This is a genomic window from Limimaricola variabilis, from assembly GCF_014195545.1.
GTDB lineage: Bacteria > Pseudomonadota > Alphaproteobacteria > Rhodobacterales > Rhodobacteraceae > Limimaricola > Limimaricola variabilis.
In genome coordinates, this window is the sequence record NZ_JACIBX010000002.1 from 367,873 (window position 1) to 394,756 (window position 26,884).

Below are 26,884 nucleotides of genomic sequence, written 5' to 3' on the forward strand. Positions count from 1 at the left end.
CCCATCAACATTGCATGAAGCGGATGGCGATTTCGGGGCGCGACCGGGTGAAAGGACGATTGGGCTGATGGATTTCGACAGGCTGACGCGGGTGATGCGCACTCTTGCCATCGAGGCGGGCGAGAAGATCATGGAGATCTATGACGGTCCCGATTTCGAGGTGCGCGCCAAGGGCGACGACAGCCCCGTCACCGCCGCCGACGAGGCCGCCGACGCGCTGATCTCCGCAGGGTTGCGCGCGGCGTTCCCGGATCTGCCGCTCGTCACCGAGGAGCAGGCCGACAGCCACGGGCAGGAGGTGAGCACCTTCCTGATCGTCGACCCGCTCGACGGCACCAAGGAATTCGTGCAGCGGCGCGGCGACTTCACCGTCAACATCGCGCTGGTCGAGGATGGCCAGCCGACCCGGGGCGTCGTCTATGCCCCCGCCAAGCAGCGCCTGTTCTACACCGAGGCCTCGGGCGCCTCGGTCGAGGAGCAGGGGCCGTTCGACGCCGAAACCCCCGGCGCCACCAAGCCGATCAAGGTCGCGACCCCCGGCGCCGCGCTGCGCGTCGTCGCCTCCAAGAGCCACCGCGACGCCGCGACCGACGACTATATCGGCAAGTACGAGGTCGCCGACATGAAGAGCGCGGGCTCCTCGCTCAAGTTCTGCCTCGTCGCGACCGGCGAGGCCGATCTCTATCCGCGGCTGGGGCGCACCATGGAATGGGACACGGCGGCCGGTCATGCGGTGCTCGCCGGTGCGGGCGGTCAGGTCGTGCGCTTCGACGATCACAGCCCGCTCGGCTATGGCAAGCCGGGTTTCGAAAACCCGTTCTTCATCGCCCTGGCCCCGGGCATCGAACTGGCGAAACCCTGATGTCGCTGCTCATCGTCATTCCCGCCCGCTACGCCTCGACCCGCTACCCGGGCAAGCCGCTTGTCGAACTCAAGGGTGCCACCGGCGAGGCGCGCAGCCTGATCCGCCGCTCCTGGGAGGCGGCGCAGCAGGTGTCGGGCACCCCCCGCGTCGTGGTCGCGACCGATGACGACCGGATCCGCAGCCATGCCGAAGGGTTCGGTGCCGAGGTGGTGATGACCTCCGAGGCCTGCCGCAATGGCACCGAGCGCTGCGCCGAGGCCTTCGACACGCTGGGCGGCGGTTTCGATCTGGTGGTCAACCTGCAGGGCGACGCGCCGCTGACCCCGCCCTGGTTCGTCGAACGGCTGGTCGAGGATCTGCGCGACCACCCGGTCGCCGAGGTGGCGACGCCGGTGCTGCGCGCCGACGCCGCGGCGTTGGCCGGGTTCCGCGAGGACCGGCGCGAGGGTCGGGTCGGGGGCACCACGGCGGTGTTCGGCGCCGACAACACCGCGCTCTACTTCTCCAAGGAAGTGATTCCCTACACCGGCCGCGACGACTACGCCGCCGATGAGGCGACGCCGGTGTTCCACCATGTCGGCGTCTATGCCTACCGGCCCTCGGCGCTCGCCGCCTATGGTCGCTGGCCGCAGGGGCCCTTGGAGACGCTCGAAGGGCTGGAGCAGCTGCGCTTTCTCGAGCGGCGCGTGCCGGTACTCTGCGTCGAGGTCGAGGCACGCGGGCGGCAGTTCTGGGAGCTGAACAACCCGCAGGACGTGCCGCGGATCGAGGCGATGCTCAAAGAGATGCAGGTGGCGTGACGCCCGCGCGCGTCAGCGTGGTGATCGTCAGCCGCGGCCGTCCCGCCGCGCTGGGCCTGTGTCTCACCGCGCTGGCGCAGAATCGCCACCCGGCCTTCGAGGTGATCGTCGTCACCGATGCCGAAGGCGAGGCGGCGCTCGCGGCCTGGGCCGGACGGATCCGGCTGCGGCGCTGCGACGAGGCCAATATCAGCCTGGCGCGCAACATCGGTATCGAGGCGGCGGCAGGCGAGGTGGTGGCCTTTCTCGACGACGACGCGCTGCCCGAGCCGGGCTGGCTTGCCGCGCTGACGGCGCCCTTCGCCGACGAGGATGTCGCGGCGGCGGGCGGCTATGTGCGCGGGCCCGGCCATCTGGGCTGGCAATGGCGGGCGCGGGCGGCCTTTGCCGATGGCAGTACCCGTGACCTGATACTCGACAATGACGAGACCGTGGTGCTGCGCGGCCGGCTCGGGCGCGGCATCAAGACCGAAGGCACCAATATGGCGGTGCGGCGCGGCCTGCTGGCGGCGATGGGCGGGTTCGACCCCGCCTATCGCTTCTATCTCGACGAGACCGACCTGAACCTGCGGCTGGCCGCGCAGGGCGCGCGCACCGCGATCGTGCCCGGGGCGATCGTGAATCACGGCTATCTCGAAAGCCCACGCCGGCGTCGCGACCGGGTGCCGCGCGACCTGTTCGAGATCGGCGCCAGCCTCGCGGTGTTCCTGCGCCGCCATGCCGTTCGACTCGACGGGAATGCCCGGCTGTCGGCGGAGCGCGCAGCGCAGCGGCGGCGCCTGCTGCATCACATGCAGTGGGGCCGGATCGCGCCGGGTGACGTGGCCGGGCTGCTTGAGGGGTTCGACGCCGGAGTGTCGGAGGGGCGGCTGCGGCCGCTGGCCCGGCTGGCCCCGCTCGACGAACCGCCGCCGCCCTTTGCGGCGCTGCATGACGTGCCGCCCGAAGGGCCCGCGACATGGCTTTCGGCCCGGCCCTGGGAGGCGCGCGCGAGACTGGCCGAGGCGGCCGCCTTCGCCGCCGAGGGCCATGTCACGACGCTTCTGGTGCTTTGGCCCGATGCCCGTCGACATACGCTCCGCTTCGATCGGCGCGGCGTCTGGGTCCAGTCGGGGGGGCAGTTCGGGCCATCGCTGCCGGACGATCCGCTGTTCCGCCGCTGGCGTTTCGACGAGCGCGTCGCGCATGAGATGGCGCGACAGCAGGCGACCCGCGATCCGGAGGGCGCGAACTCCGTTCGGTATGAAACCGACTTGGAACCCATGAAACCGTCATGGTAGTCCGGTGTTGTATGTTAGAAAGATGTCGGCAGACATCGTGAACCGTTTTCCCCCGCCTCCGCTCTCCCGGAGTCGCGACCCAAAGGATCCAGACAGATGAAGCAACGTGTGACCAAGGCCGTCTTTCCCGTCGCAGGACTTGGAACGCGCTTTCTCCCCGCCACCAAGTCGGTGCCGAAGGAGATCATGACGCTCGTGGATCAGCCGTTGATCCAATACGCGATCGACGAGGCACGCGCTGCCGGGATCGAGGAGTTCATCTTCGTCACCGCGCGCGGCAAGTCGGCGCTCGAGGATTACTTCGACCATTCGCCCGAACTCGAGGCGCGGCTTGCCGAGGATGGCAAGGATAAGCTCCTCGAAGTGCTGAAATCCACCTACATGCCCTCGGGCGCGATCGCCTATATCCGCCAGCACCAGGCGCTGGGCCTCGGTCACGCCGTGTGGTGCGCCCGCAACCTGATCGGCGACGAGCCCTTCGCGGTGATCCTGCCGGACGACGTCATCGCCGCCGAGAAGCCCTGCCTGCAGCAGATGGTCGAGGCGCATCGCGAGACCGGCGGTTGCATGGTCGCGGCCATGGAAGTGCCGAACGAGCGTACCTCCTCCTACGGCGTGCTCGACGTGGAGCCGGGTTCGGGCAATGCGATGAAGGTGCGTGGCATGGTGGAAAAGCCCAAGCCCGCCGACGCGCCCTCGAACCTCGCGGTGATCGGCCGCTACATCCTGTCGCCCGAGGTGATGAAGCATCTCGATTCGGGCGAGAAGGGCGCCGGCGGAGAGATCCAGCTCACCGATGCCATCGCCAAAGAGATCGAGGGGCCGCGCGGGGTCTATGGCTACCGCTTCGCGGGCGAGCGTTACGATTGCGGCTCCAAGGCCGGCTTCCTGCAGGCAACCGTGGCCTTCGGCCTCGCGCGCGAGGAGCTGCGCGACGAGTTCAGCCAGTATCTCCAGGAGATGATGGCGTTCCGCAGCGCTGCCCAGTAAGGGTTTGCCCCCCACGGCGCTGGTCCTCGACCTGACGCGGCTGGCCAGTCGGGCCGGCCGCACCCGGACCGGCGTCGACCGGGTCGAGCGGGCCTGGCTCGAAGCCTGCCTCGCAGATCCGCGCCCGATCTTCGGGCTGCTGCGCACGCCCATCGGGTTCGCGCTGCTCGACCGAAGCGGCATGGCGCGTTTCGCAACCGCATCCGACATCGACGACTGGGGTGCGCCGGGCGCGGTGGCCGGGCTGTTTCGCCGGCTCGATCCGCCGCGCCGCGCGGCACAGGGACATGTTCGCCGCCTTGCGCTCGCGCGCAGCAGCCGCCCCGGTTTGGGTCGTATGCTGCGCCGACACCTGCCTTCGGGCGCCCTCTATCTCAATACCGGGCATGCCGATCTCGATGCTGCGGTGATGCAGGCGATGCGCGGCGCGGACGCCCGTATAGCGGTGCTGATCCATGACACCATCCCCCTCGACCTGCCCTGGGCCGCGGGACCGGGCACGGTGCGGCGCTTTGCCGAACGGCTGTCGGTGACGGCCCGCCATGCCGACCGAGTGATCGCCACGGCCCGGACGACGGCCGCCGATATCGAGGGGCATCTGCGGCGGCTGGGCCGGGTGCCCGAGTTGGTCGTGGCCCCGCTCGGCGTCACGCCCGCCTTTCCCGACCGCGCCGCGCTGCCGCCGGATCTCGATTTGTCGCGCCCCTACATGCTGGCGCTGGGCACGATCGAGCCGCGCAAGAACCATGCGCTGCTGCTCGATGTTTGGGAGCGGCTTGGCCCGAATGCGCCCCAGCTGCTGATCTGCGGTGCCCGCGGCTGGAACAACGCGGCGGTGTTCGAGCGGCTCGACCGCGGCGTGCCCCGTGTCACCGAACTGGCGGGGCTGACCGACGGGGCCATCGCCACGCTGATCAAGGACGCACGTGCGCTGCTCTTTCCCTCGCTGGCCGAGGGCTATGGGCTGCCGCCGCTTGAGGCGCTGAGCCTTGGCTGCCCGGTGGTGTGTAGCGATCTCGCCATCGCCCGCGAACTGATGGGCGGGCGTGCCGTTTACTGCGCCCCCACCGATCGCTACCAGTGGGAGCAGGCGGTTCGGGCGCTGGCGCTGCCCGGCGCCGCGCGGCCGCCGCGCCTTTCCCCGCCCGGCTGGGAGGCGCATGTCGCCCGGGCACTGGCCGGGCTCTGATCGGCAGGAAAGGGAGCTGCGCGTGAAGGCCTGGCAGGCATACCGGCTGAGACTGCACCGCCGACGCTGGCGGCTCCGGGCGCTTCGCAAGCGGCGCGAACTGACGACGGTGGTCGATCGCACCCGCGCGATCCGCCCCGCGGACATTCTGGTCTTCACCACGCTGCGCAACGAGAACATGCGGCTGCCGCATTTCCTCGACTATTACCGCCGGATGGGCGTCGGGCATTTCCTGATGGTCGACAATGGCAGCAACGATGGCGGCGCCGAATATCTCGCCGCGCAGGAGGACGTGTCGCTGTGGCGCAGCGACGCCAGCTACAAGCGCGCCCGCTTCGGGGTCGACTGGCTGAACTGGCTGGCGCGGCGTCACGGCCATGGCCACTGGTGCCTGACCGTCGATCCCGACGAGCTGCTGGTCTATCCGTTTTGCGACACGCGGCCGCTGAAGGCGCTGACCGACTGGCTCGACGCCTCCTCGATCCGCAGTTTCGGGGCGATGCTGCTCGACCTCTATCCCAAGGGGACGATCGGCGCGCAGCCCTATGAGCGGGGCGGCGATCCGCTCGAGATCGCCTGCTGGTTCGATCCGGGCAATTACAGCCTGTCGCGCAACGAGACGTTCGGCAATCTGTGGATCCAGGGCGGGCCGCGGGCGCGGATGTTCTTCGCGCAGGAGCCGTGGCGCGCCCCGGCGCTCAACAAGATCCCGCTGGTGAAGTGGGACCGCCGCTACGCCTATGTCAGCTCGACCCACATGCTGCTGCCGCGTGGGCTCAACCTCGTCTATGACGAGTGGGGCGGCGAGAAGACCAGCGGCCTGCTGCTGCACACCAAGTTTCTCGACGGTTTCGGGGCCAAGGCCCGCGAGGAGCTGCAGCGGCGTCAACATTACGCCGCAAGCGCCGAGTACAAGGCCTATGCCGCCGGTCTGGAGGCGGACCCGGAACTGTGGTGCCGATGGAGCGAGAAATACATCAACTGGCGCCAGCTCGAGGAGCTGGGGCTGATGTCGCGGGGCAACTGGACGTGAGCTTCGGGGTGGTGATCCTGGTGCACACCGCGCTGGGACGCGCGGCGCAGGTGATCCGGCACTGGGCACGGTCGGGCTGCCCGGTGGTGGTGCATGTCGATGCCGCGATGAAGCCTGCCCGCTACGCGCGCTTTCGCGCCCAGTTCGACGACCTCTCCGACCAAGTCCTGTTCTGCGAGCGGCATCGCTGCGAATGGGGCGGCTGGGGCATCGTCGCGGCGACCCGGTCGGGCGCGGCGCTGCTGCTGGAGCGGTTTCCAGATCTGGGGCACGTCTATCTCGCCTCGGGCGCCTGCGTGCCGCTGCGCCCGGTGGCCGAGCTCGACGCCTATCTGCGCGACCGGCCCGGCACCGACTTCATCGAGAGCGCCCGGGTGGCGCATGTGCCTTGGACGGTGGGCGGCCTCTCGGAGGAGCGCTTCACCCTGCGCTTTCCGTTCTCGTGGAAGCGGCAGCGCTGGCTGTTCGACCGCTACGTCGCGTTGCAACGGCGGCTGGGGGTGCGGCGGCGGCTACCCGAGGGACTGGAGCCGCATATCGGCTCGCAATGGTGGTGCCTGAGCGCGGCCACGCTGCGGGCGATCCTGTCGGACCCACAGCGCCCGGCGCTCGATCGCTATTTCCGGCGGGTCTGGATCCCGGATGAGAGCTATTTCCAGAGCCTCGCGCGGCGCTGGTCGGGACGGATCGAGAGCCGGTCGCTGACCATGTGCAAGTTCGACTTCCAAGGCAAACCGCACCTGTTCTACGACGACCACCTGCCGCTGCTGCGCCGCTCGGACTGCTTCGTGGCGCGCAAGATCTGGCCCCGGGCCGAGGCGATCTATGCGCAGATGGAGGCGGGCGGGCACCCGGCCGGCGTGGCCGAGCCGGCGCCGGCTCGGATCGATAGGGTCTTCGCCGAGGCGACCGAGCGGCGGGTGCGCGGCCGCGCCGGGCTCTACATGCAAAGCCGCCTGCCGCATGAGGGATGGGAGAACGGCTTCACCGCCGCGCCTTACGGCGTGCTGGAGGGGTTCGCCGAACTCTACGAGGGTTTCGGGCCGTGGTTCGCCAAGGCCAGCGGCGCTACGGTGCACGGCCATGTCTTCGCGCCCGAGGGCGCCGAGTTCGAGGATGGCGCGCCGATCTGGCGCGGCGCCCTCGCGGCGGCGCCCGAGCTGCGCGATCACAACGCGCAGCGCTTTCTCACCAACCTGATCTGGAACGGCCGAGCAGGGCGGCAGGTGTTCCAGTTCGGCCCGCGCGACAGCCAGTTCGTGAGCTGGGACATCGCGAAGGATCCCAACGCCCGGATCGGCGTGATCTCGGGGGCCTGGGCGGTGCCGCTCTTTGCCTCGGGCCTGCCGGTGGCACGCCTCAAGGACGAGGCTGCGCGGTTGCAACGGGTCGAGGCCGATCACCTAGAGGCGCTGCGCTCGCCCCATGCCAAGGCTCGGGTGCGGGTCTGGACGCTGGCCGAGTTCCTCGAGACGCCAGACGAGGCGCTGGCGCGAATCCTCGCCGATATCGCGCCCGGCCGCACCGGGCCTCTACCCGCGCCCCCCGCGCTGCGCCCGCTCGAAGGCTTTGGCCGGTTCCTGCAGGAAATGCGCAACCAGGGCATGCACCCCTACCTGACCGGTGACGTTCCGGCCGAGCCGCCGGCGCCGCGCCAGCCGGCCCCCAGACCCTATATCGTGAGGCCGCATGGCTGAGTTCGACAGTTTCGTGGTGCTGGCCGAGATGCGGACCGGCTCCAATTTCCTGGAAGCCAACCTCAACGCGCTCGACGGGGTGCGTTGCCACGGCGAGGCGTTCAACCCGCATTTCATCGGCACGCCGAAGGATGCGCCGATCCTCGGCACTGACCGCGCGGCACGCGACGCCGATCCGTTGGCGCTGCTGGCGCGGCTGCGGGCTGCGCCGGGGCTCAACGGTTTCCGCTATTTCGGCGATCATGATCCGCGCATCTTCGACGCGCTGATGGCCGAGCCGCGCATCGCCAAGATCGTGCTGACCCGCAACCCGCTCGACAGCTATGTCAGCCACCGCATCGCCACCGCCACCGGGCAGTGGAAGCTGACCGATCCGCGCCACGCCAAGGCGGCGCTGGTGCGCTTCGAGCCGGAAGGTTTCGCCGCGCATCTGCAGCGTCTGCGCGAGACCCAGAGCCGCATCCGGGCGGCGCTGCAGCGCGGCGGGCAGACGGCGTTCCATCTTGGCTACGAGGATCTGCAGGAGGTCGAGGTCCTCAACGGCCTCGCTGCCTGGCTGGGGGTCGAGGCGCGGCTCGAAGGGCTCGATCGCAGCCTCAAGAAGCAGAACCCCGGCAGCGTCACCGACAAGGTGGAGAACCCCGAGGAAATGCGCGAGGCGCTGGCGGGAATCGACCGGTTCGACCTCGACCGGACGCCCGAGTTCGAGCCGCGCCGGGGGCCGATGGTGCCGCGCTACTTCGCCGCGGCGCGCAGCGGGCTGCTCTGCATGCCGCTGAAATCGGGGCCTGAGGCGGCGCTCGCGGATTGGCTGGCGGCGGTCGACGGCGCGCCGCTGCGCACGGGTTTCACGCAAAAGACGCTGCGCGACTGGCAGCGCAGCCATCCCGGCCACCGCAGCTTCACTGTGCTGCGCCACCCGGTGGCCCGCGCCCATGCGGCCTTCTGCGAACGGATTCTGGCGCGGGGGCCGGGCAGCTTCGCCGAGATCCGCGAGACGCTGCGGCGGCAGTTCGCACTGGAGATCGACCCGGTCGCCGAGGGGCCGGACCCGGATCCGGCGCGGCACCGCGCGGGGTTTCTCGCCTTTCTGGGCTTCCTGAAGGCCAATCTGGGCGGCCAGACCGCGATCCGGGTCGATGCTGCATGGGCAAGTCAGGGCGCGCTCCTGCAGGGAATCGCCGGTTTCGACAGCCCCGATGCGGTGCTGCGCGAGGCGGATCTGGCGCGCGACCTGCCCTGGATCGCGGCGCAGGCCGGCTGCGAGGCACCGCGCTGGGCAGGGGGGTCTGACCCGTGGCAGGGGGCACTGGCCGCGATCTACGATGCCGATATCGAACGCGCGGCGCGCGCGGTCTATGGCCGCGATTACAGCCGGTTCGGCTTCGAGGACTGGCGGCCGCTGGAGGGTTGAGGCCGCTCAGGCGGCCTGCGTGGCGGGGCCTTCGGTCAGGATCGCGTGCAGCGTGCCGATCTCGGCATTGGCGCGCAGCTTCTGGCAGGTGGCGGCATCGCGCAGGGTGCGGGAGACCAGCGCCAGCGCCTTGAGATGCTCGACGCCGCTGCCGCCGGGCGCCAACAGGCAGAACACCAGATCGACGGGCTGGCGGTCGACCGCGTCGAAGTCCAGGGGCTTTTCCAGCCGGATGAACAGGCCGCGCACCCGCTCGACACCTTCGAGCCGGGCATGCGGCAGGGCCACGCCGTGGCCTACGCCGGTGGGGCCCAGCGCCTCGCGTTCGAGCAGCGCCTCGACCACGCGGCCCGGCGGCAGGTCGTAGCAGCTCTCAGCGAGGTCCCCGAGATCCTGGAACAGGCGTTTCTTGGAGCTGGTGGAGGCCAGCAACTTCACGCCCTCGACGGGAAGGATCTCGGAAATCTGCATAGGGAGTCCCCTGTCTGCGAGGCGGGCTCGGAGAGCCAGGTTCGTGGTCCCTCCTAGCCGATGTTACGCGGGTCGATCCACCCGAAATTGCCGTCGTCGCGGCGATAGACCACGTTGATCCCGCTATGCTTCTCATTGCGGAAGACCAGCACCGGCGCATCCGCCAGCTCCAGCTGCATCACCGCTTCGCCGACCGACAGCTCCGGGATCTTCGATTCCATCTCGGCCACGATCATCGGCGCGAGGCCGTCCTGCTCGGATTCGTCCGAATCCCCGCCGGCGGCGAGGATATAGGAGCCCGCGAGAGATTGTTCAACCGGGTTCGCACGCGCCTTGTGGTGGTCCTTGAGGCGGCGCTTGTAGCGCCTGAGTTGCTTGTCCATCTTCTCGCAGCAGGCCTCGAAGGCGGCGTAGATCTCTGTGGCGCGGCCGGTGGCCTGGGCGTTGAGGCCAGTTGAGAGGTGCACCACGGTCTCGCAGACATGCTCATGGCCCGAGCGCGAGAACACCACGTTGGCGTCCGTCGGCCGACCCGCATACTTGGCGACCGTGGCACCGAGCTCGGTCTGCACGTGAGTCTGCAGCGCCTCGCCGATCTCGATCTGCTTGCCGGTGATCTGGTAGCGCATGGAGGTCTCCTTCAAGGGCGCGGCACAATGGCGGCGCGCGCCCGGGGCGCGCCGATGCCAAGGGCCGGCGGGGGGTGGGGATGAGTGGACCCGGCTTGCCGCAGGGCCGGTGCGGCCCGTCGTGTCGGAGCCGTAACGGCCTGTGGACAAGTGCGGTGGGTCTGCGTCATCGAGTCCCATCTCGCCCGATCGGCCCCCGGCTTGTCAACGCTGCCGTTGCAGCGGAGATCAGCCGATCCGGAAGCCCTGGCCGAGATAGACCCGGCGCACGTTCTCGTCGCGGATCACTTCTTCGGTGGTGCCCGACATCAGCACGTGGCCGTCATGCAGAATATAGGCACGATCGACGATGCCGAGGGTCTCGCGCACGTTGTGGTCGGTGATCAGCACGCCCAGCCCGCGGGTCTTCAGCGCCGCCACGAGGTCGCGGATCTCGCCCACGGCGATCGGATCGACCCCGGCGAAGGGCTCGTCGAGCAGCACGTAGCGCGGGTTGGCGGCGAGGCAGCGGGCAATCTCGACCCGGCGTCGTTCGCCGCCCGACAGGGCCAGCGCCGGGGCGCGGCGCAGATGCCCGATCGAGAAATCCGACAGCAGCTCCTCGAGCCGCTCGCGGCGGGAGGTGCGGTCGCGCTCGGCGATCTCCAGCACCGCGAGGATGTTGTCCTCGACGTTGAGGCCACGAAACACCGACATCTCCTGCGGCAGGTAGCCGATGCCGAGCCGGGCGCGGCGATACATCGGCAGCAGCGTCGCGTCGCGGCCCTCGATCGTCACCTGTCCGCCCTCTGGCGTGACCAGCCCGGCGATCGAGTAGAAGCAGGTGGTCTTGCCCGAGCCGTTGGGGCCCAAGAGCGCCACCACCTCGCCGCGGTCGAGATGCAGCGACACGTCGCGGATTACCGGACGCTTGCGATACGACTTGCGCAGGCCGGTGACCCGCAGGCCGCCGCTGCCGGGGGTCAGTTCAAGGGCGGGGCGGGAGGTCACTGCGCCGGCTCGATGACGCTGCGCACGCCGCCGGTCAGCTCGGCGGTGCCGGCAGCGAGGTCGATCGACATGTTCTGCGAGGACAGCGCCGTGCGGCCCTGCGTCAGCAGCACGTCGCCGGTCAGCAGCAGCGTGCCGCCGGCGATGTCGTAGATCGCGCTCTGGGCCTCGGCGGCCTCGGTGGCGGTGACGAAGGTCACGCCGCCCTCGGCCTCGAGCCGGGCGATATCGCCTGTGGCTTCGTCATAGATCACCTCGACCGTGGCGGCGGAGATCTTCATCTCGCCCTGACCGATGCGGACATCCCCCACGAAGGTGGCGCGGCCGGTGGCCTGATCGACCGAAAGGCTCTCGGCGGTGATCTCGACCGGCGCGTCGGGGTCGGCGTCGAGCCCGCCCAGTGCCATTTGGGTCTGGGCCGCAGCGAGGCCGGGCAGGAACAGGGCGATCGTCAGCAGCGTGGCGGTCAGGCGGGTCATCAGTTCTCTCCTCGGCTCGCCGGATCATATAGCAGCCGGACGCCGCCGGAGAACACCATGTGCGGAACGCCGCCCTCGGGCAGGGTGGTGCGCATCTCGGCGGCGGTCAGCTCGCCGAACGGCGCGGTCACCACGATCTCGCCGGTCGAGACCAGCCCGCCGGTGGCGAGATCGGCTTCCATCGTCGGGGTCTCGACGCTGTAGCCGCGGCTGTCGAGGATCGAGACGCCGCCATCGAGCCGCAGTTGCCCGCGGCTCGGCTCGACCTCGCCGCGCGCGGCCTTGAGATCGACCCGCGCGGCGCCGGGGCCTTCGATGCTGCCGCGCGGCGCGACCACGATGTAGACGCCGTCGGTGCCGGCGCGGGGTCGCACGGTATCGGCCTCTACCGCGATCGCCGCGCCGCTTTCGGTGCTGCCGGCGAATCGCGGGGCGCTGACCCGCTGTTCGGCGGCGATCGCCTCGATCTCGGCGAAGGGAATCTCGCCGGGCCGGGTGGGGCTGCGGGCGATCAGGAACAGGGTCGAGAGCAGGATCAGCCCGACCAGCGGCAGCAGCACCTTGGCGCGGCCGATGAAACGCGAATAGGCGTTGTCGCGGGCATGCATTCAGGCAACGCCGGCCCGCAGGCAGTCATGGATGTGCAGGATTCCCAAGGGACGCCGCGCGGCGTCCTCGTCATCCACGACGAAGAGGCAGGTGATCTTGCGCTCGTTCATCTGCGCCAGCGCCTCGGCGGCGAGCGCGTCGGGGCGGATGGTGCGCGGCGCGGGCGTCATCACCTCGACCGCGATGTGGTCGAGCAGCCCGTCCATATGCCGCCGCAGATCGCCATCGGTGACGATTCCCACAAGCCCGCCCGACGCGTCGGTCACGCCGACCACGCCGAATCCCGCGCCGGTGATCGCCAGCAGCGTGTCGGCCATCGGCGTGTCGCGATCGACCAGCGGCAGCTCTTCGGCGCCATGCATCAGATCACGCACCCGCGCCAGCCGGGCGCCGAGCTTGCCACCGGGGTGGAAGGCGCGGAAATCGGCCGCGGTGAAGCCGCGCCCGCGCATCAGCGCGATGGCCAGTGCGTCGCCCAGCGCCAGCGTCATGGTGGTCGAGGTGGTCGGCACCACGCCGATGCCGCAGGCCTCGGGCAGGGCGGGCAGCGTGATCGCGATGTCGGCCTGGGTCATCAGGGTGCTCTGCGGCCGGGCCGCGACGCCAATCAGCGGGATGCCGAATCGCCGGGTATGAGCGACGAGATCGGCGAGCTCGGGCGTCTCGCCCGAATTCGACAGCACCAGCACCACGTCGCCCTTGGAGATCATGCCGAGATCGCCATGGCTGGCTTCGGCCGGATGCACGAAGGAGGCGGGCGTGCCGGTCGAGGCGAAGGTGGCCGCGATCTTGCGGGCGACATGGCCGGACTTGCCCATGCCTGAGACGATCACCCGGCCGGGCGCGGCCCGGATCGCCTCGAGCGCCTGCGCGAAGCCGCCATCGAGCCCGCGTGCCAGCGCGGCGAGGCCCGCGGCCTCGTCGCCGATCACCTGGCGGGCGACGGTGAGATCGGCGGAGCGTTGTGCCTCGTCAGTCATGTCAGTGCGAGAAGATGTCGGCATCGGCCCATCCCGCCAGATCGAGCGCCGCGCGCGTGGGCAGGAAGTCGAAGCAGGCCTGCGCCAGCTCGACGCGACCTTCGCGCGCGAGCCGGGCATCGAGCGCGTCGCGCAGCCGATGCAGGTACAGCACGTCCGAGGCGGCGTAGTCGAGCTGCGCCGAACTCAGCTCCTCGGCGCCCCAATCGGATTGCTGCTGCTGCTTGGAAATGTCGACGCCGACGAGTTCCTGCAGCAGGTATTTGAGGCCATGCCGGTCGGTATAGGTGCGGATGAGCTTCGAGGCGATCTTGGTGCAGTAGACCGGGCGCGCGGTGGCGCCGAAGGCGTTCAGCATCGCGGCGATGTCGAACCGGCCGAAATGGAACAGCTTGAGCACCTGCGGGTCTTCGAGCATCCGGACCAGATTCGGTGCCGCGTTCTGGCCGGGGCGGACCTGGATCATGTGGCAGTCGCCGTCGCCCGCCGACATCTGCACGAGGCAGAGCCGATCGCGCACCGGGTTGAGACCCATGGTTTCGCAATCGATGGCAACGACAGGGCCGAGATCGAGCCCGTCCGGTAGATCGTCTTGATATAGGTGGTTCGCCACGAGACCCTCGCTTTAATGCGGGAGGGATGGTGCCCAGGAGAGGACTCGAACCTCCACGTCCTTTCGGACACTGGCACCTGAAGCCAGCGCGTCTACCAATTCCACCACCTGGGCAGGTCGTGTGAGGGGCGATCTACGGAATGGCGCGGGGGGTGTCAACGGGCCTTCGCGGGTTTTTTGCGCTGCCGCGGCGGAAGCCCGTCGAGCCGCTCTGCAGCGTCCCTTGCCGTCGCCTTTAGTGGGCCTCCGGATCGGCGCTTGTCCGCATCCGCCCCGGCGGGTAAACCGCGAGGCATCAAATTACCTCAATCAGGGCGGGGCCGATGACCGGACTTGTGACCATCTACGGCGGATCGGGCTTCCTCGGGCGCTATATCACGCGTCGGATGGCGCAGCAGGGCTGGCGCGTGCGCGTGGCCTGCCGCCGTCCCGAAGAGGCGCTCTTCGTGCGCACCTACGGCGTGGTGGGGCAGGTCGAGCCGGTGCTGTGCAACATCCGCGACGACAACAGCGTGCGCGCGGCGCTGACCGGGGCCGAGGTGGTGATCAACTGCGTGGGCGTGCTGGCCGAGCAGGGGCGCAACACCTTCCAGGCCGTGCAGGCCGAGGGTCCGGAGCGGATCGCCCGGCTCGCCGCCGAGGCGGGCGTGGCGCGCATGGTGCATGTCTCGGCGATCGGCGCCGATGCCGAGTCCGAGAGCGGCTACTCCCGCTCCAAGGCCGAGGGCGAGGCGGGCGTGCTGAGGCACATGCCGCAGGCGGTGATCCTGCGCCCGTCTGTCCTGTTCGGTGCCGAGGACGGGTTCTTCAACCGCTTCGCCGCCATGGCGCAGTTCTCGCCGGTGGTCCCGCTGGTCGGTGCCGACACCCGGTTCCAGCCGGTGCATGTCGACGACGTGGCCCATGCCGCCGAGATCGCGGCCGAGGGCCGCGCCGCGCCGGGCGTCTACGAGCTGGGCGGGCCGGACGTGCACAGCTTCCGCGAACTCATCACCCAGATGCTGCACATCATCCGGCGCCGCCGGATCGTGCTGGGCCTGCCCTTTGGAATCGGCCGGCTGATGGCCAGCGCCGGCCGGGTGGTGCAGATGCTCAGCCTCGGTCTGGTGCGCGCGCCGATCACCGCCGATCAGGTCGCCGATCTGCGTCGCGACAATATCGTGAGCACACGTGCAAAGGGATTCGCCGATCTCGGCATCAACCCACGCGCGATGGAGGCGGTGCTGCCGGATTATTTGTGGCGGTTCCGCCCCTCGGGGCAGTATCTGGCCATCAAGGAATCGGCGCGGAACCTGCGCCACCACTAACGGACGGACATCGCCATGACTGGAGAGACGATTCTCCTGCCTCTCCTGCTCGGTCTGCTGGAGGGCCTGACCGAGTTCATCCCGGTCTCATCGACCGGTCACCTGCTGATCGCTGGGCATTTCCTCGGCTTCGAAAGCGCCGGGCGCACCTTCGAGGTGGTGATCCAGCTCGGCGCGGTGCTGGCGCTGCTGACGCTCTATTTCACCCAGCTCTGGGGGGTGCTGCGCGCCGCGCCGCACGATCCGGCCGCGCGCCGCTTCGTGGCGGCGGTGCTGATCGCCTTTCTTCCGGCGGCGGTGATCGGCGTGCTGGCGCATGATCTGATCAAGACGGTGCTGTTCGAAACCCCGGCGCTGATCGCCGTGATGCTGGTGCTGGGCGGGGTGGTGCTGCTCTTCGCCGACCGCATGGCGCCGACGCCGCGCTACGAGGATGCGACGCAGCTGCCGATCAAGACCGCGCTGGCGATCGGGATGTTCCAGGTGCTGGCGATGGTGCCGGGCGTGTCGCGCTCGGGCGCGACCATCGTCGGCGGGCTGTCGATGGGGGTCGGCAAGCGCGCGGCGGCCGAGTTCTCGTTCTTCCTGTCGATGCCGACCATGGCCGGGGCGGTGGCCTACGACCTGTTCAAGAACCGCGACGTGCTCGATCTCACCGCGATCCACGAGATCGCCATCGGCTTTGCCATGGCCTTCGTGGCAGGGGTGGTCGTGGTGAAATGGCTGCTCGGCTACGTCTCGCGGCATGGATACGCGCTGTTCGGCTGGTGGCGAATCATCATCGGCCTGCTGACTCTGGCCGGTCTTTTCATGGTCTGAGAGGGTGATGGGTCAGCACGGTTTACTAATTATTTGCATGAGCTAGCCATTCGGCTAGGAAACTCGACCGCTTAAGCGGCAAATAAGTCAGCCGTGCTGCCTTTTCATCGCGGCAAGCTTCGGATATGCCCTCGGCGAGCCCAGCCAGAGGGAGACGAGCCATGGCCGAAAACAAGATGCTGAAATTCGTGTCGGTGCCGCGCGACATGCCGGAGAAGCGTCTGGCCACTGCCCGGCGCGAGGACTTCCGCGAGATCTACGCCGAGTTCGCCCGCGACAAGGCGGCCGAGCAGTCGAGCCGTTGCAGCCAGTGCGGCGTGCCCTACTGCCAGACGCATTGCCCGCTGCACAACAATATCCCCGACTGGCTGCGCCTGACCGCCCAGGGCCGTCTGCAGGAAGCCTACGAGGTCTCCCAGGCGACCAACACCTTCCCCGAGATCTGTGGCCGTATCTGCCCGCAGGACCGGCTCTGCGAGGGCAACTGCGTGATCGAGCAGTCGGGCCACGGCACGGTCACCATCGGCTCGGTCGAGAAGTTCATCACCGACACCGCCTGGGACGAGGGCTGGGTTCAGCCGATCCGCCCCGCGCGCGAGCGTCCCGAGAGCGTCGGAATCATCGGCGCTGGCCCCGGCGGTCTGGCTGCCGCCGACTACCTGCGCCGCGCCGGCGTGCAGGTCACGGTCTATGACCGCTACGACCGGGTCGGCGGGCTGATGACCTATGGCATCCCGGGCTTCAAGCTCGAGAAGGAGGTCGTGGATCGCCGCACCAAGCAGTTCGAGGAGTCGGGCGTCGAGTTCGTGCTGAACTGCAAGGTCGGCGAGGACATCTCCTTCGACGCCATCCGCGGCAAGCACGACGCCGTGCTGATCGCCACCGGCGTCTACAAGTCGCGCGACCTGCCCGACAGCGACCATAACGGCGTGGTCCGCGCCATCGACTACCTCACCGCCTCGAACCGCAAGAACTTCGGCGACGACGTGCCGGAATACGACAGCGGCGAGCTGAACGCGGCCGGCAAGAAGGTCGTGGTGATCGGCGGCGGCGACACCGCCATGGACTGCGTGCGCACCGCGATCCGTCAGGGCGCGGAGAGCGTGAAGTGTCTCTATCGCCGCGACCGGGCCAACATGCCGGGGAGCCAGCGCGAGGTCGCCAACGCCGAGGAAGAGGGCGTCGAACTGGTCTGGCTGTCGGCCCCCAAGGGCTTCGAATGCGACGCGCAAGGCGTCAGGGGCGTCCATGTCCACAGGATGCGCCTCGGCACGCCGGACGCCACCGGCCGCCGCATGCCCGAGAAGATCGAGGGCGCGGATTACCTCGAAGAGGCCGATCTGGTGATCAAGGCGCTCGGCTTCGAGCCGGAGGACCTGCCGACGCTTTGGGGTGTCGAAGGTCTCGAAGTGACCCGCTGGGGCACCGTGCGGGCCGAGTTCGGCACCGGCGCCACCTCGCTCGACGGCGTCTTTGCCGTGGGCGACATCGTGCGCGGTGCCTCGCTCGTGGTCTGGGCGATCCGCGACGGGCGTGACAGCGCTTCGGCGATCGTCGAGTATCTCGACCAGTCGGCCAGCGCCGGCGTCGCCGCCGAGTGACGCGGGCGGCGGGCCGCGCGCCCGCCCCCTTCGTGTCCCTCGTGCTCCGGCCCATGGGCCGGTGCGTTCCGACCCGGTCATTCACGTCCCGATCACGGAGACTGCCATGAAGACGCCTATCGCCCTCCTGTTCTGCGCGCTGCCCGTCGCGGCCGGCGCGCAGGCGCCGCGTCAGGTGACGCTGCCCGAGGGTTGCACCGCCGAGATGACCGTGCAGACGGCGAGCTGCACCGTCTCGCATCATTTCACCTGCGAGGGTGATCCGGAGGGCTGGCGCCGCCGGGTCGATCTCGACCTCGAAGGGGTGAGCTATTTCGGCGCGATCGACGGCGAGACCCAGTGGGTCGAAAGCGTCTATCCGCGCGCCAACCGCGCCGAGCGGCTCGGGCCCGACCCGGCCGACCCGGCCTCCTTCTCCGAGTTGGTCGAGACCGGCGCCGATTCCTTCGATTTCACGACGCTGTCGGACGAGGTGGGCGAGACCCGCTATGTCGGGTTCGACAGCCTCACCGGCGAGACCGTCACCATCGACGGGGTCGAGCTGGACCGCACCGAGTACGAGGTGCGGGCCATCAGCCCGGACGGCGAGGAGATGTGGCGCAGCGCCGGCTACGAGTTCATCGACCGCGCCCGCCGGATCTTCCTCTCCGGCGAAAGCGAAGTGACCGGCCCGGAGGGCTCGTTCAGCTCCGACGACCGGCCGGTCGAATTCATCTTCCCGGACGAGCCGGGCTTCCTCTCGTCCCATCCCAAACACGGCTGCGGCGCCACCATGTCGAAGGCCCCCGCATCCCCCGCCAAGGAGACCGCCCATGACCAACTTTGATGCCGCCTGGGTCGCCGCCGAAGAGGCCAAGCGCAAGTTCATGGCCGAGAACGGCCTCTACCGCGAGGATGACGAGCACGCCTCCTGCGGCGTCGGCCTCGTCGTCGCGATCGACGGCAAGCCGCAGCGCGCCGTGGTCGAGAAGGGCATCGCCGCGCTGAAGGCGGTCTGGCACCGCGGCGCCGTCGACGCCGACGGCAAGACCGGCGACGGCGCCGGCATCCACGTGCAGATCCCGCGCGCCTTCTTCGAGGACCAGATCCGCCGCACCGGCCACGAGCCGATGGCCGACCGCCGCATCGCGGTGGGCCAGGTCTTTCTGCCGCGCAACGATTTCGGCGCGCAGGAGACCTGCCGGACCATCGTCGAGACCGAAGTGCTCCGCATGGGGCACTACATCTATGGCTGGCGCCACGTGCCGGTCGACATCACCTGCCTCGGCGAGAAGGCCAACGCCACCCGCCCCGAGATCGAGCAGATCCTGATCCGCTGCGAGAAGGACATCGACGAGGAGCAGTTCGAGCGCGAGCTCTACATCATCCGCCGCCGGATCGAGCGCGCCGCCACCGCGGCCGGCGTGCGCGAGCTCTACCTCGCCTCGCTGTCCTGCCGCTCGGTGATCTACAAGGGCATGATGCTGGCCGAGCAGGTGGCGGTGTTCTACCCCGACCTGATGGACCCGCGCTTCGAGAGCGCCTTCGCGCTCTACCACCAGCGCTATTCCACCAACACCTTCCCGCAGTGGTGGCTGGCCCAGCCCTTCCGCATGCTCGCCCATAACGGCGAGATCAACACGCTGAAGGGCAACATCAACTGGATGAAGAGCCACGAGATCCGCATGGCCTCGTCGACCTTCGGAGAGATGGCCGAGGACATCAAGCCGATCGTGCCGCAGGGCTCGTCGGACTCGGCCGCGCTCGACTCGGTGTTCGAGGTGCTGGTCCGCGCCGGGCGCAACGCGCCGATGGCCAAGACCATGCTGGTGCCCGAGGCCTGGTCCAAGAGCCAGGTCGAGATGCCCCAGGCCTGGCAGGACATGTATTCCTACTGTAACGCGGTGATGGAGCCCTGGGACGGTCCCGCGGCGCTCGCCATGACCGATGGCCGCTGGGTCTGCGCCGGTCTCGACCGCAACGGCCTGCGCCCGATGCGCTACGTTGTCACCGGCGACGGGCTTCTCGTTGCGGGCTCCGAGGCGGGCATGGTTCCGGTCGACGAAGCCAGCGTCGTCGAGAAGGGCGCGCTCGGGCCGGGCCAGCTGATCGCGGTCGACATGACCGAGGGCCGGCTGTTCCACGACAGCGAGATGAAGGACAAGCTCGCCGCCTCGCAACCCTTCAGCGAGTGGATCGAGAAGGTCGTGAACCTTAACGACATCCTGCGTGACGTTCCCGAGGAGCCGCTCTTCGAGGGCCATGAGCTGCGCAAGCGCCAGATCGCGGCCGGCTACTCGATCGAGGAGCTGGAGCAGGTGCTCGCGCCGATGGCCGAGGACGGCAAGGAGATGATCGCCTCCATGGGCGACGACACCCCCTCCGCCGTGCTCTCGACCAAGTACCGGCCGCTGTCGCACTTCTTCCGGCAGAACTTCAGCCAGGTCACCAACCCGCCGATCGACAGCTTGCGCGAAAGCCGGGTGATGTCGCTCAAGACCCGCTTCGGCAACCTCAAGAACGTGCTCGACGAGAGCTCGTCGCAGGCCGAGATTCTGGTGCTGGAGAGCCCGTTCATCGCCAATGCCGAGTTCGACACCATGGTCGAGCAGTTCGGCGACCAGGTGGCCTTCATCGACTGCACCTTCCCGGCGGGCGGCGCGCCTGACGGGCTGCGCGCGGGCCTCGAGCGGATCCGCGCCGAGGCGGAGGACGCGGTGCGTTCGGGCGCCGGGCACATCGTGCTCACCGACCAGCACCAGGACGAGGACAAGGTGGCGATGCCGATGATCCTCGCCACCTCCGCCGTGCACAGCTGGCTGACCCGCAAGGGCCTGCGCACCTTCTGCTCGGTCAACGTCCGCTCGGCCGAATGCATCGACCCGCATTACTTCGCGGTGCTGATCTCCTCGGGCGCGACCACGGTGAACGCCTATCTCGCGCAGGACAGCCTCGCCGACCGCCTGAACCGCGGCCTGCTCGAGGGCACGCTCACCGACATCATGCGCCGCTACCGCGACGCGGTCGATGCGGGCCTTCTGAAGATCATGGCCAAGATGGGCATCTCGGTGATCTCCTCCTATCGCGGCGGTCTCAACTTCGAGGCCGTGGGCCTGTCGCGCGCCATGTGCGCCGAGTACTTCCCCGGCATGCATTCGCGGATCTCGGGCATCGGCCTGACCGGCATCCAGAAGAAGCTCGAGGAGGTGCACGCCAAGGGCTGGACCAAGCCGGGCGCCGATCTCGGCACGCTGCCGATCGGCGGCTTCTACAAGTCGCGCCGCTCGGGCGAGAAGCACGCCTGGGAAGCCACCACCATGCACATGATGCAGGCCGCCTGCGACCGCGCCTCCTTCGAGTTGTGGAAGCAATACGCCGCGACCATGCAGGCCAACCCGCCGATCCACCTGCGCGACCTGCTGGCGATCAAACCGATCGGCGAGGCGATCCCGATCGAGCAGGTCGAGAGCATCACCTCGATCCGCAAGCGCTTCGTCACGCCGGGCATGTCGCTGGGCGCGCTGAGCCCCGAGGCGCACAAGACGCTCAACGTCGCGATGAACCGGATCGGCGCCAAGTCCGACTCGGGCGAGGGCGGCGAGGATCCGGCGCATTTCCTGCCCGAGGCCAACGGCGACAACCCGTCGGCCAAGATCAAGCAGGTGGCGTCGGGCCGCTTCGGTGTCACCGCCGAATATCTCGGCGCCTGCGAGGAGCTGGAGATCAAGGTGGCGCAGGGCGCCAAGCCCGGCGAGGGCGGCCAGCTTCCGGGGATGAAGGTCACCAAGCTGATCGCACGGCTGCGGCACTCGACCGAGGGCGTGACCCTCATCTCGCCGCCGCCGCACCATGACATCTACTCGATCGAGGACCTCGCGCAGCTGATCTACGACCTCAAGCAGATCAACCCGCGCGCCAAGGTCACGGTGAAGCTGGTGTCGTCGTCGGGTGTCGGCACCATCGCGGCGGGCGTGGCCAAGGCCAAGGCCGACGTGATCCTGATCTCGGGCCACAACGGCGGCACCGGCGCCTCGCCGGCGACCTCGATCAAATACGCGGGCCTGCCCTGGGAGATGGGTCTCACCGAGGCGCATCAGGTGCTGTCGATGAACAACCTGCGCGACCGGGTGACGCTCAGGACCGATGGCGGGCTGCGGACCGGCCGCGACATCGTCATGGCGGCGATGATGGGGGCCGAGGAATACGGCATCGGCACCGCCGCGCTGATCGCGATGGGCTGCATCATGGTCCGCCAGTGCCAGTCCAACACCTGCCCGGTGGGGGTCTGCACCCAGGACGAGGCGCTGCGCCAGAAGTTCACCGGCAACGCCGACAAGGTGGTGAACCTGATCACCTTCTATGCCCAGGAAGTCCGCGAGATCCTGGCCAGCATCGGCGCGCGTTCGCTCGATGACGTGATCGGCCGGGCCGACCTGCTGACCCAGGTCAGCCGTGGCTCGGCGCATCTCGACGATCTCGACCTCAACCCGCTGCTGATCACCGTGGATGGCACCAACCGCATCCGCTACGACCGCAACAAGCCGCGCAACGAGGTGCTCGACACGCTCGACGCCGAGATCGTCAAGGATGCCCGCCGCTTCCTCGAGGATGGCGAGAAGATGCAGCTGCAATACGCGGTGCAGAACACGCACCGCACCATCGGCACCCGGACCTCGGCGCATATCGTCGAGAATTTCGGGATGCGGAACCAGCTGCAGCCCGACCACCTGACCGTCAAGCTCACCGGCTCGGCGGGCCAGTCGCTCGGCGCCTTCGCGGCCCCCGGCCTGAAGCTCGAGGTTTCGGGCGACGCCAACGACTATGTCGGCAAGGGTCTCTCGGGCGGCACCATCGTGGTGCGCCCGGCGATGGCGAGCCCGCTGGTGGCCTCCGAGAACACCATCATCGGCAACACCGTGCTCTACGGGGCGACGGCGGGTTACCTCTTCGCCGCCGGCCGCGCCGGCGAGCGCTTCGCGGTGCGCAACTCCGGCGCGCATGTGGTGATCGAAGGCTGCGGCACCAATGGCTGCGAATACATGACCGGCGGGGTCGCGGTGATCCTCGGCTCGATCGGCGCGAACTTCGGCGCCGGCATGACCGGCGGCATGGCCTATCTCTACGATCCCGAGGGGCTGGCTGAGCCGCTGATGAACATCGAGACGCTCGTCACCTGCGGCGTCACGGTCGAGCATTGGGAAAACCAGCTCAAGGGTCTGATCGAGCGCCACCAGCTCGAGACCGGCAGCCGCAAGGCAGCCGAGATCCTGCAGCACTGGGACAGCGAGAAGCACAACTTCCTGCAGGTCTGCCCCAAGGAGATGCTGCGCCACATCCCGCACCCGCTCACGGTCGAGAAGGTGGCGCTGCCGGCCGAGTGACGGCTGAGGCGAGATCGAAAACAGGGGCCGGCGCGGCGACGCGCCGGCCCCGCGCCGTTTGGGGGCAGGGGAACTTGGCGCGGTCTGGTGCGTAATCCCTGCGCCGCGCTGCAGCGCGCGCCCGCAATGGAGCCGGCCCATGACCCAGACCCCGCCCCCCGCCTACCGACAGCATCCTCCCGCGCGACGCCGCCCGACCCGCGCGCTGGCCGGGCTCGCCGCGACCGCGCTGGCGGTGTCGGCCTATGCCAACCATCGCGCCGCCCTACAGGCCGAGCGCGAAAACCCGCCGCGTGGGCGGTTCCTCGATCTGCACGGCGTGCGGCTGCATTACCTCGAACGCGGCGACGGGCCGGTGCTGGTGCTGCTGCACGGCAATGGCAGCATGATCGAGGACTTCGTGGGCAGCGGCCTCGTGGCGCTGGCGGCACGGACGCATCGCGTCATCGTCTTCGACCGGCCCGGCTTCGGCCACAGCACCCGGCCGCGTGGCCGGGTCTGGAGCGCCGCCGCGCAGGCGGATCTGCTGCACGCGGCGCTGCGCCATCTCGGCGTGGCACGGGCCACCGTGCTCGGCCATTCCTGGGGCTGCGCGGTAGCCGTGGCGCTGGCGCGACGCGATCCGGGCATGGTCGGGGCGCTGGTGCTGGCAGCCGGCTACCACTATCCGACGGCACGGCCCGAGGTGATCGGCCTCTCTGCGCCGGGGGTCCCGGTGCTGGGCGACGCGCTGCGCTACACCATCTCCCCGCCGCTGGCCCGGCTGATCTGGCCCCGGCTGGTCCGCCGGATCTTCGCCCCCGCGCCGGTCGCACTCGGCTTCGCCGCGTTTCCGCGCGAGATGGCGCTGCGCCCCTCGCAGCTGCGCGCCAGCGGCGCCGAGACCGCGATGATGATCCCGCAGGCCGCCGCCGCGCGTCACGGCTACCGCGAGCTGCATATGACGGTGGAGATCATCGCCGGGGCGGATGACCGGGTGGTCGATTCCGAGGCGCAATCGGCGCGGCTGCACCGCGAGATCGAACAGAGCAGCTACACCGTGCTGCCGGGGGTGGGGCACATGGTCCACCAGAGCGCGCCTGAGGCGGTGATGGCCGCGATCGAGCGGGCGGAAGGGCGCGCGGGCGCCGCGCGACCGGCTTGACCCGACCCCGACGCGCAGGGTCTATGGCGGCATGTCCAAGCCCGTGAACACATCGAAAACAGGGTCGGCACGCCGCCGCAGGCGCAAGGCCTCCGACACGCCGTCGAAGCCGGGCCGCCGGATCGCCCGGCTGCTGCTCTGGGCCGGAGCCGCGCTGGTCGGCGTCGCCGGGGCGCTGATCCTGCTGTTCTCGACCATGAACCCGCCGACCACGCCCTACATGCTCTCCGAGCGGGCCCGGCTGGGCGGGATCGCGCATGACTGGGTGCCGATGGAGGAGATCGCGCCGGTCATGGCTCGCGCCGCCGTCGCGGCGGAGGATGCAAATTTCTGCCTGCATTGGGGCCTCGACCTCAAGGCGATCCGGACCGCCATGGCGGCGGGCGGCAATCGCGGCGCCTCGACCATCAGCCAGCAGGTCGTCAAGAACGTGTTCCTCTGGCAGGGGCGCAGCTGGCTGCGCAAGGCGCTCGAGGCCGGGCTGACCCCGCCCGTCGAGGCGGTCTGGACCAAGCGGCGCATCCTCGAGACCTATCTCAACGTCGCGGAGTTCGACGAGGGCGTGTTCGGTATCGGTCGCGCGGCGCCGCATTACTTCGGCGTATCGGCGGCGCAGCTCTCCGACGTGCAGGCTGCCCGTCTCGCCGCGATCCTGCCCGACCCCAAGCGACGCTCGGCCGCCGATCCTTCCGATTTCGTGCGCCGGCGGGCCGCCGCCATCCTCGACGGCGCTGCAACGATCCGGCGCGACGGGCGCGACGACTGCTTCGAGTGACGCGCGCGGGATTGAAGCGGCGCCGCGCTTGCGGCAGATAGGGGGGCATGCAGAACAGCCGTCCCGCCGCCCACCGCCTGTACCACTTCCCGCTCTCACCTTTCTCGCGGAAGGTGAGGCTCTCGCTCGCCGAGAAACGCATCGAGGTGGAGCTCGTCGAGGAGCGCTACTGGGAGCAGGACCCCGAGTTCATGCGCCGCAACCCGGCCGGCAAGGTCCCGGTGCTCAAGCTCGGCAACCGCATGATGTCGGAAAGCACGGCGATCTGCGAATATCTCGAAGAGGTGCAGCCCGATCCGCCGCTGCTGCCGCAATCGGTCGAGGCCCGCTACGAGGTACGCCGTCTCGTCGGCTGGTTCGACGACAAGTTCAACCGCGAGGTGACCTCGAAGCTGCTCGGAGAGCGGGTCTTCAAGAAGGTCATGGGCGGTGGCTATCCCGACAGCACCAACGTCAAGGCCGGGGCGCGGGCGATCAAGTATCACCTCGACTACATGGCCTGGCTCCTGGATCAGCGCCGCTGGCTCGCGGGTAACGAGCTCAGCCTCGCCGATTTCGCCGCCGCGGCGCATCTGTCCTGCCTCGACTACATCTCGGACGTGGACTGGAACCGCTCCGAGACGGTCAAGGACTGGTACGCCAAGATCAAGTCGCGCCCGGCTTTCCGCTCGCTGCTGGCCGACCAGCTGCCGGGCTTTCCGCAGCCCTCGCATTACGCGGATCTCGATTTCTGAGGCCGGGCTTGGGGCCGGGGCCCCGAAGGCATAGCTGATGAGCATGGATGAGCAGGCGCTCAAGGACCGGCTGCGCGAGGCCGCGCTCGGCGAGGGATTCGCCGAGATGGGAATCTGCCGCCCCGACGCCATCCCCGAGGCCGCCGCGCGGCTGGCTACCTATGTAGGCGAGGGGCGTCACGGCCAGATGGGCTGGATGGAGGAGCGCATGGGCTGGCGTGGCAACCCGGCGGCGCTCTGGCCCGAGGCACGATCCGTCATCATGCTGGCCGAGGCCTACACGCCGCGCCACGACCCGCTCGAGGTGCTGGAGCATCCCGAACGGGCGGCGATCAGCGTCTATGCCCATGGCCGCGACTACCATGACCTCGTCAAGAAACGGCTGAAACGGGTCGGACGCTGGCTCCTGGAGCAGTGTCCCGACGAGCAGATCAAGGTCTTCGTCGACACCGCGCCGGTGATGGAAAAGCCGCTGGCGCAGGCCGCGGGCTTGGGCTGGCAGGGCAAGCACACCAACCTCCTGGGTCGGACGGTGGGCAACTGGGTGTTTCTCGGCGCGATCTTCACCACGGTGGAACTGCCGGTGGATGCGCCGGCGGCGGAGAAATGCGGCTCCTGCACGCGCTGTCTCGATATCTGCCCGACCAACGCCTTCCCGGCGCCGTTCCAGCTCGATGCGCGGCGCTGCATCTCCTACCTCACCATCGAGCACAAGGGACCGGTGCCCGAGGAATTCCGCGAGGCCCTGGGCAACCGGATCTATGGTTGCGACGACTGCCTCGCGGTCTGCCCGTGGAACAAGTTCGCGCAGGAAGCGACCGAGATGCGCTATTTCGGCAAGGTCGACGCGCCGTCGCTGGCCGACCTCGCCAAGCTCGACGATGCCGCGTTTCGGGAGATGTTCTCGGGCAGTCCGATCAAGCGGATCGGCCGCGACCGTTTCCTTCGCAATGTCGCCTATGCCATCGGAAATTCCGGCGAGCCAAGGCTGTTGCCGGTCGCCCGCGACCTCGCCGCCGAGCCGGATCCGACCGTGGCCGAGGCCGGTCAATGGGCCGTGAGGCGGCTGGAAGGGCAGAGGGAGGCGGCTAGCTCGGTGACCTGA

Annotated in this window: 24 protein-coding genes and 1 tRNA gene; 17 read left to right on the plus strand and 8 right to left on the minus strand. The window is 69.1% G+C overall.

Translation table 11 applies throughout. From position 1 onward, the window contains the following. Positions 1–67 precede the first annotated feature (67 nt). The 8 genes from cysQ to FHS00_RS04915 all read left to right on the plus strand — a co-directional run bounded on the left by cysQ (position 68) and on the right by FHS00_RS04915 (position 9,268). Positions 68–862: a 3'(2'),5'-bisphosphate nucleotidase CysQ gene (gene cysQ, locus FHS00_RS04880; protein WP_183470402.1), complete on the plus strand. Its 795-nt coding sequence runs from the start codon at positions 68–70 to the stop codon at positions 860–862. Further along, complete coding sequence (locus FHS00_RS04885) at positions 862–1,665, plus strand: 3-deoxy-manno-octulosonate cytidylyltransferase (protein ID WP_183470403.1); 804 nt, start codon at positions 862–864, stop codon at positions 1,663–1,665. Before cysQ ends, FHS00_RS04885 begins: the two co-directional genes overlap by 1 nt. Beyond that, positions 1,662–2,945 carry a glycosyltransferase gene (locus FHS00_RS04890; protein WP_183470404.1) on the plus strand — a complete coding sequence of 428 codons (1,284 nt, stop codon included), beginning with the start codon at positions 1,662–1,664 and terminating at the stop codon, positions 2,943–2,945. The genes FHS00_RS04885 and FHS00_RS04890 overlap by 4 nt, the downstream gene beginning before the upstream one ends. A gap of 96 nt (positions 2,946–3,041) precedes the next feature. After that, positions 3,042–3,935, plus strand: a complete 894-nt coding sequence (gene galU, locus FHS00_RS04895; protein WP_183470406.1) for a UTP--glucose-1-phosphate uridylyltransferase GalU — start codon at positions 3,042–3,044, stop codon at positions 3,933–3,935. Positions 3,936–3,939: 4 nt separating this feature from the next. After that, positions 3,940–5,124 (plus strand): glycosyltransferase family 4 protein, encoded by a 1,185-nt coding sequence (locus FHS00_RS04900; RefSeq protein WP_183470407.1) that lies wholly within the window; start codon positions 3,940–3,942, stop codon positions 5,122–5,124. 22 nt (positions 5,125–5,146) lie between these two features. Then, complete coding sequence (locus FHS00_RS04905; protein WP_343064584.1) at positions 5,147–6,157, plus strand: glycosyltransferase family 2 protein; 1,011 nt, start codon at positions 5,147–5,149, stop codon at positions 6,155–6,157. Then, positions 6,154–7,854 (plus strand): DUF5927 domain-containing protein, encoded by a 1,701-nt coding sequence (locus tag FHS00_RS04910; RefSeq protein WP_183470409.1) that lies wholly within the window; start codon positions 6,154–6,156, stop codon positions 7,852–7,854. The genes FHS00_RS04905 and FHS00_RS04910 overlap by 4 nt, the downstream gene beginning before the upstream one ends. Then, complete coding sequence (locus FHS00_RS04915) at positions 7,847–9,268, plus strand: nodulation protein NodH (RefSeq protein ID WP_183470410.1); 1,422 nt, start codon at positions 7,847–7,849, stop codon at positions 9,266–9,268. The genes FHS00_RS04910 and FHS00_RS04915 overlap by 8 nt, the downstream gene beginning before the upstream one ends. Positions 9,269–9,274: 6 nt before the next feature. Here the strand turns inward: FHS00_RS04915 and FHS00_RS04920 are convergent, their stop codons facing one another. The 8 genes from FHS00_RS04920 to FHS00_RS04955 form a co-directional block, all read right to left on the minus strand. Beyond that, positions 9,275–9,739, minus strand: coding sequence for a PTS sugar transporter subunit IIA (locus FHS00_RS04920; protein WP_183470411.1), 465 nt, complete (start codon positions 9,737–9,739; stop codon positions 9,275–9,277). Between the two features lie 53 nt (positions 9,740–9,792). After that, entirely contained in the window at positions 9,793–10,368 is a 576-nt protein-coding gene (gene hpf, locus FHS00_RS04925) for a ribosome hibernation-promoting factor, HPF/YfiA family (protein ID WP_183470412.1), read from the minus strand. Between the two features lie 228 nt (positions 10,369–10,596). Beyond that, complete coding sequence (gene lptB, locus FHS00_RS04930) at positions 10,597–11,358, minus strand: LPS export ABC transporter ATP-binding protein (RefSeq protein ID WP_183470413.1); 762 nt, start codon at positions 11,356–11,358, stop codon at positions 10,597–10,599. Beyond that, positions 11,355–11,837, minus strand: a complete 483-nt coding sequence (locus FHS00_RS04935; protein ID WP_183470415.1) for an LptA/OstA family protein — start codon at positions 11,835–11,837, stop codon at positions 11,355–11,357. Before FHS00_RS04935 ends, lptB begins: the two co-directional genes overlap by 4 nt. After that, positions 11,837–12,445 (minus strand): hypothetical protein, encoded by a 609-nt coding sequence (locus tag FHS00_RS04940; protein ID WP_183470417.1) that lies wholly within the window; start codon positions 12,443–12,445, stop codon positions 11,837–11,839. Before FHS00_RS04940 ends, FHS00_RS04935 begins: the two co-directional genes overlap by 1 nt. Next, positions 12,446–13,426 (minus strand): KpsF/GutQ family sugar-phosphate isomerase, encoded by a 981-nt coding sequence (locus tag FHS00_RS04945; protein WP_183470724.1) that lies wholly within the window; start codon positions 13,424–13,426, stop codon positions 12,446–12,448. It abuts the gene before it with no gap. Position 13,427: 1 nt separating this feature from the next. Continuing rightward, positions 13,428–14,039 carry a ribonuclease D gene (locus FHS00_RS04950; RefSeq protein ID WP_183470419.1) on the minus strand — a complete coding sequence of 204 codons (612 nt, stop codon included), beginning with the start codon at positions 14,037–14,039 and terminating at the stop codon, positions 13,428–13,430. Positions 14,040–14,066: 27 nt separating this feature from the next. Further along, positions 14,067–14,153, minus strand: a tRNA-Leu gene (locus tag FHS00_RS04955). Between the two features lie 209 nt (positions 14,154–14,362). On the opposite strand from FHS00_RS04955, the gene FHS00_RS04960 reads away from it, so the two are divergent. From FHS00_RS04960 to queG, 9 genes are all read left to right on the plus strand, one after another. Continuing rightward, positions 14,363–15,346 (plus strand): complex I NDUFA9 subunit family protein, encoded by a 984-nt coding sequence (locus tag FHS00_RS04960; RefSeq protein ID WP_183470421.1) that lies wholly within the window; start codon positions 14,363–14,365, stop codon positions 15,344–15,346. Positions 15,347–15,361: 15 nt separating this feature from the next. Next, positions 15,362–16,165 (plus strand): undecaprenyl-diphosphate phosphatase, encoded by an 804-nt coding sequence (locus tag FHS00_RS04965; protein ID WP_183470423.1) that lies wholly within the window; start codon positions 15,362–15,364, stop codon positions 16,163–16,165. A gap of 161 nt (positions 16,166–16,326) precedes the next feature. Continuing rightward, entirely contained in the window at positions 16,327–17,766 is a 1,440-nt protein-coding gene (locus FHS00_RS04970; protein WP_183470425.1) for an NAD(P)-dependent oxidoreductase, read from the plus strand. A gap of 106 nt (positions 17,767–17,872) precedes the next feature. Next, the gene (locus FHS00_RS04975; protein ID WP_183470427.1) at positions 17,873–18,592 is read left to right on the plus strand and encodes a hypothetical protein; all 720 of its coding nucleotides are present in this window, start codon (positions 17,873–17,875) and stop codon (positions 18,590–18,592) included. Further along, positions 18,579–23,126, plus strand: coding sequence for a glutamate synthase large subunit (gltB, locus tag FHS00_RS04980; protein ID WP_183470429.1), 4,548 nt, complete (start codon positions 18,579–18,581; stop codon positions 23,124–23,126). Before FHS00_RS04975 ends, gltB begins: the two co-directional genes overlap by 14 nt. Before the next feature lie 139 nt (positions 23,127–23,265). Next, entirely contained in the window at positions 23,266–24,270 is a 1,005-nt protein-coding gene (locus tag FHS00_RS04985) for an alpha/beta fold hydrolase (RefSeq protein ID WP_221188711.1), read from the plus strand. Between the two features lie 31 nt (positions 24,271–24,301). After that, entirely contained in the window at positions 24,302–25,045 is a 744-nt protein-coding gene (mtgA, locus tag FHS00_RS04990; protein WP_183470431.1) for a monofunctional biosynthetic peptidoglycan transglycosylase, read from the plus strand. A gap of 47 nt (positions 25,046–25,092) precedes the next feature. Next, on the plus strand, positions 25,093–25,779 hold the full coding sequence (fzlA, locus tag FHS00_RS04995) for an FtsZ-binding protein FzlA (protein WP_183470433.1): 687 nt from the start codon (positions 25,093–25,095) through the stop codon (positions 25,777–25,779). Positions 25,780–25,822: 43 nt separating this feature from the next. Further along, entirely contained in the window at positions 25,823–26,884 is a 1,062-nt protein-coding gene (queG, locus tag FHS00_RS05000; protein ID WP_183470728.1) for a tRNA epoxyqueuosine(34) reductase QueG, read from the plus strand.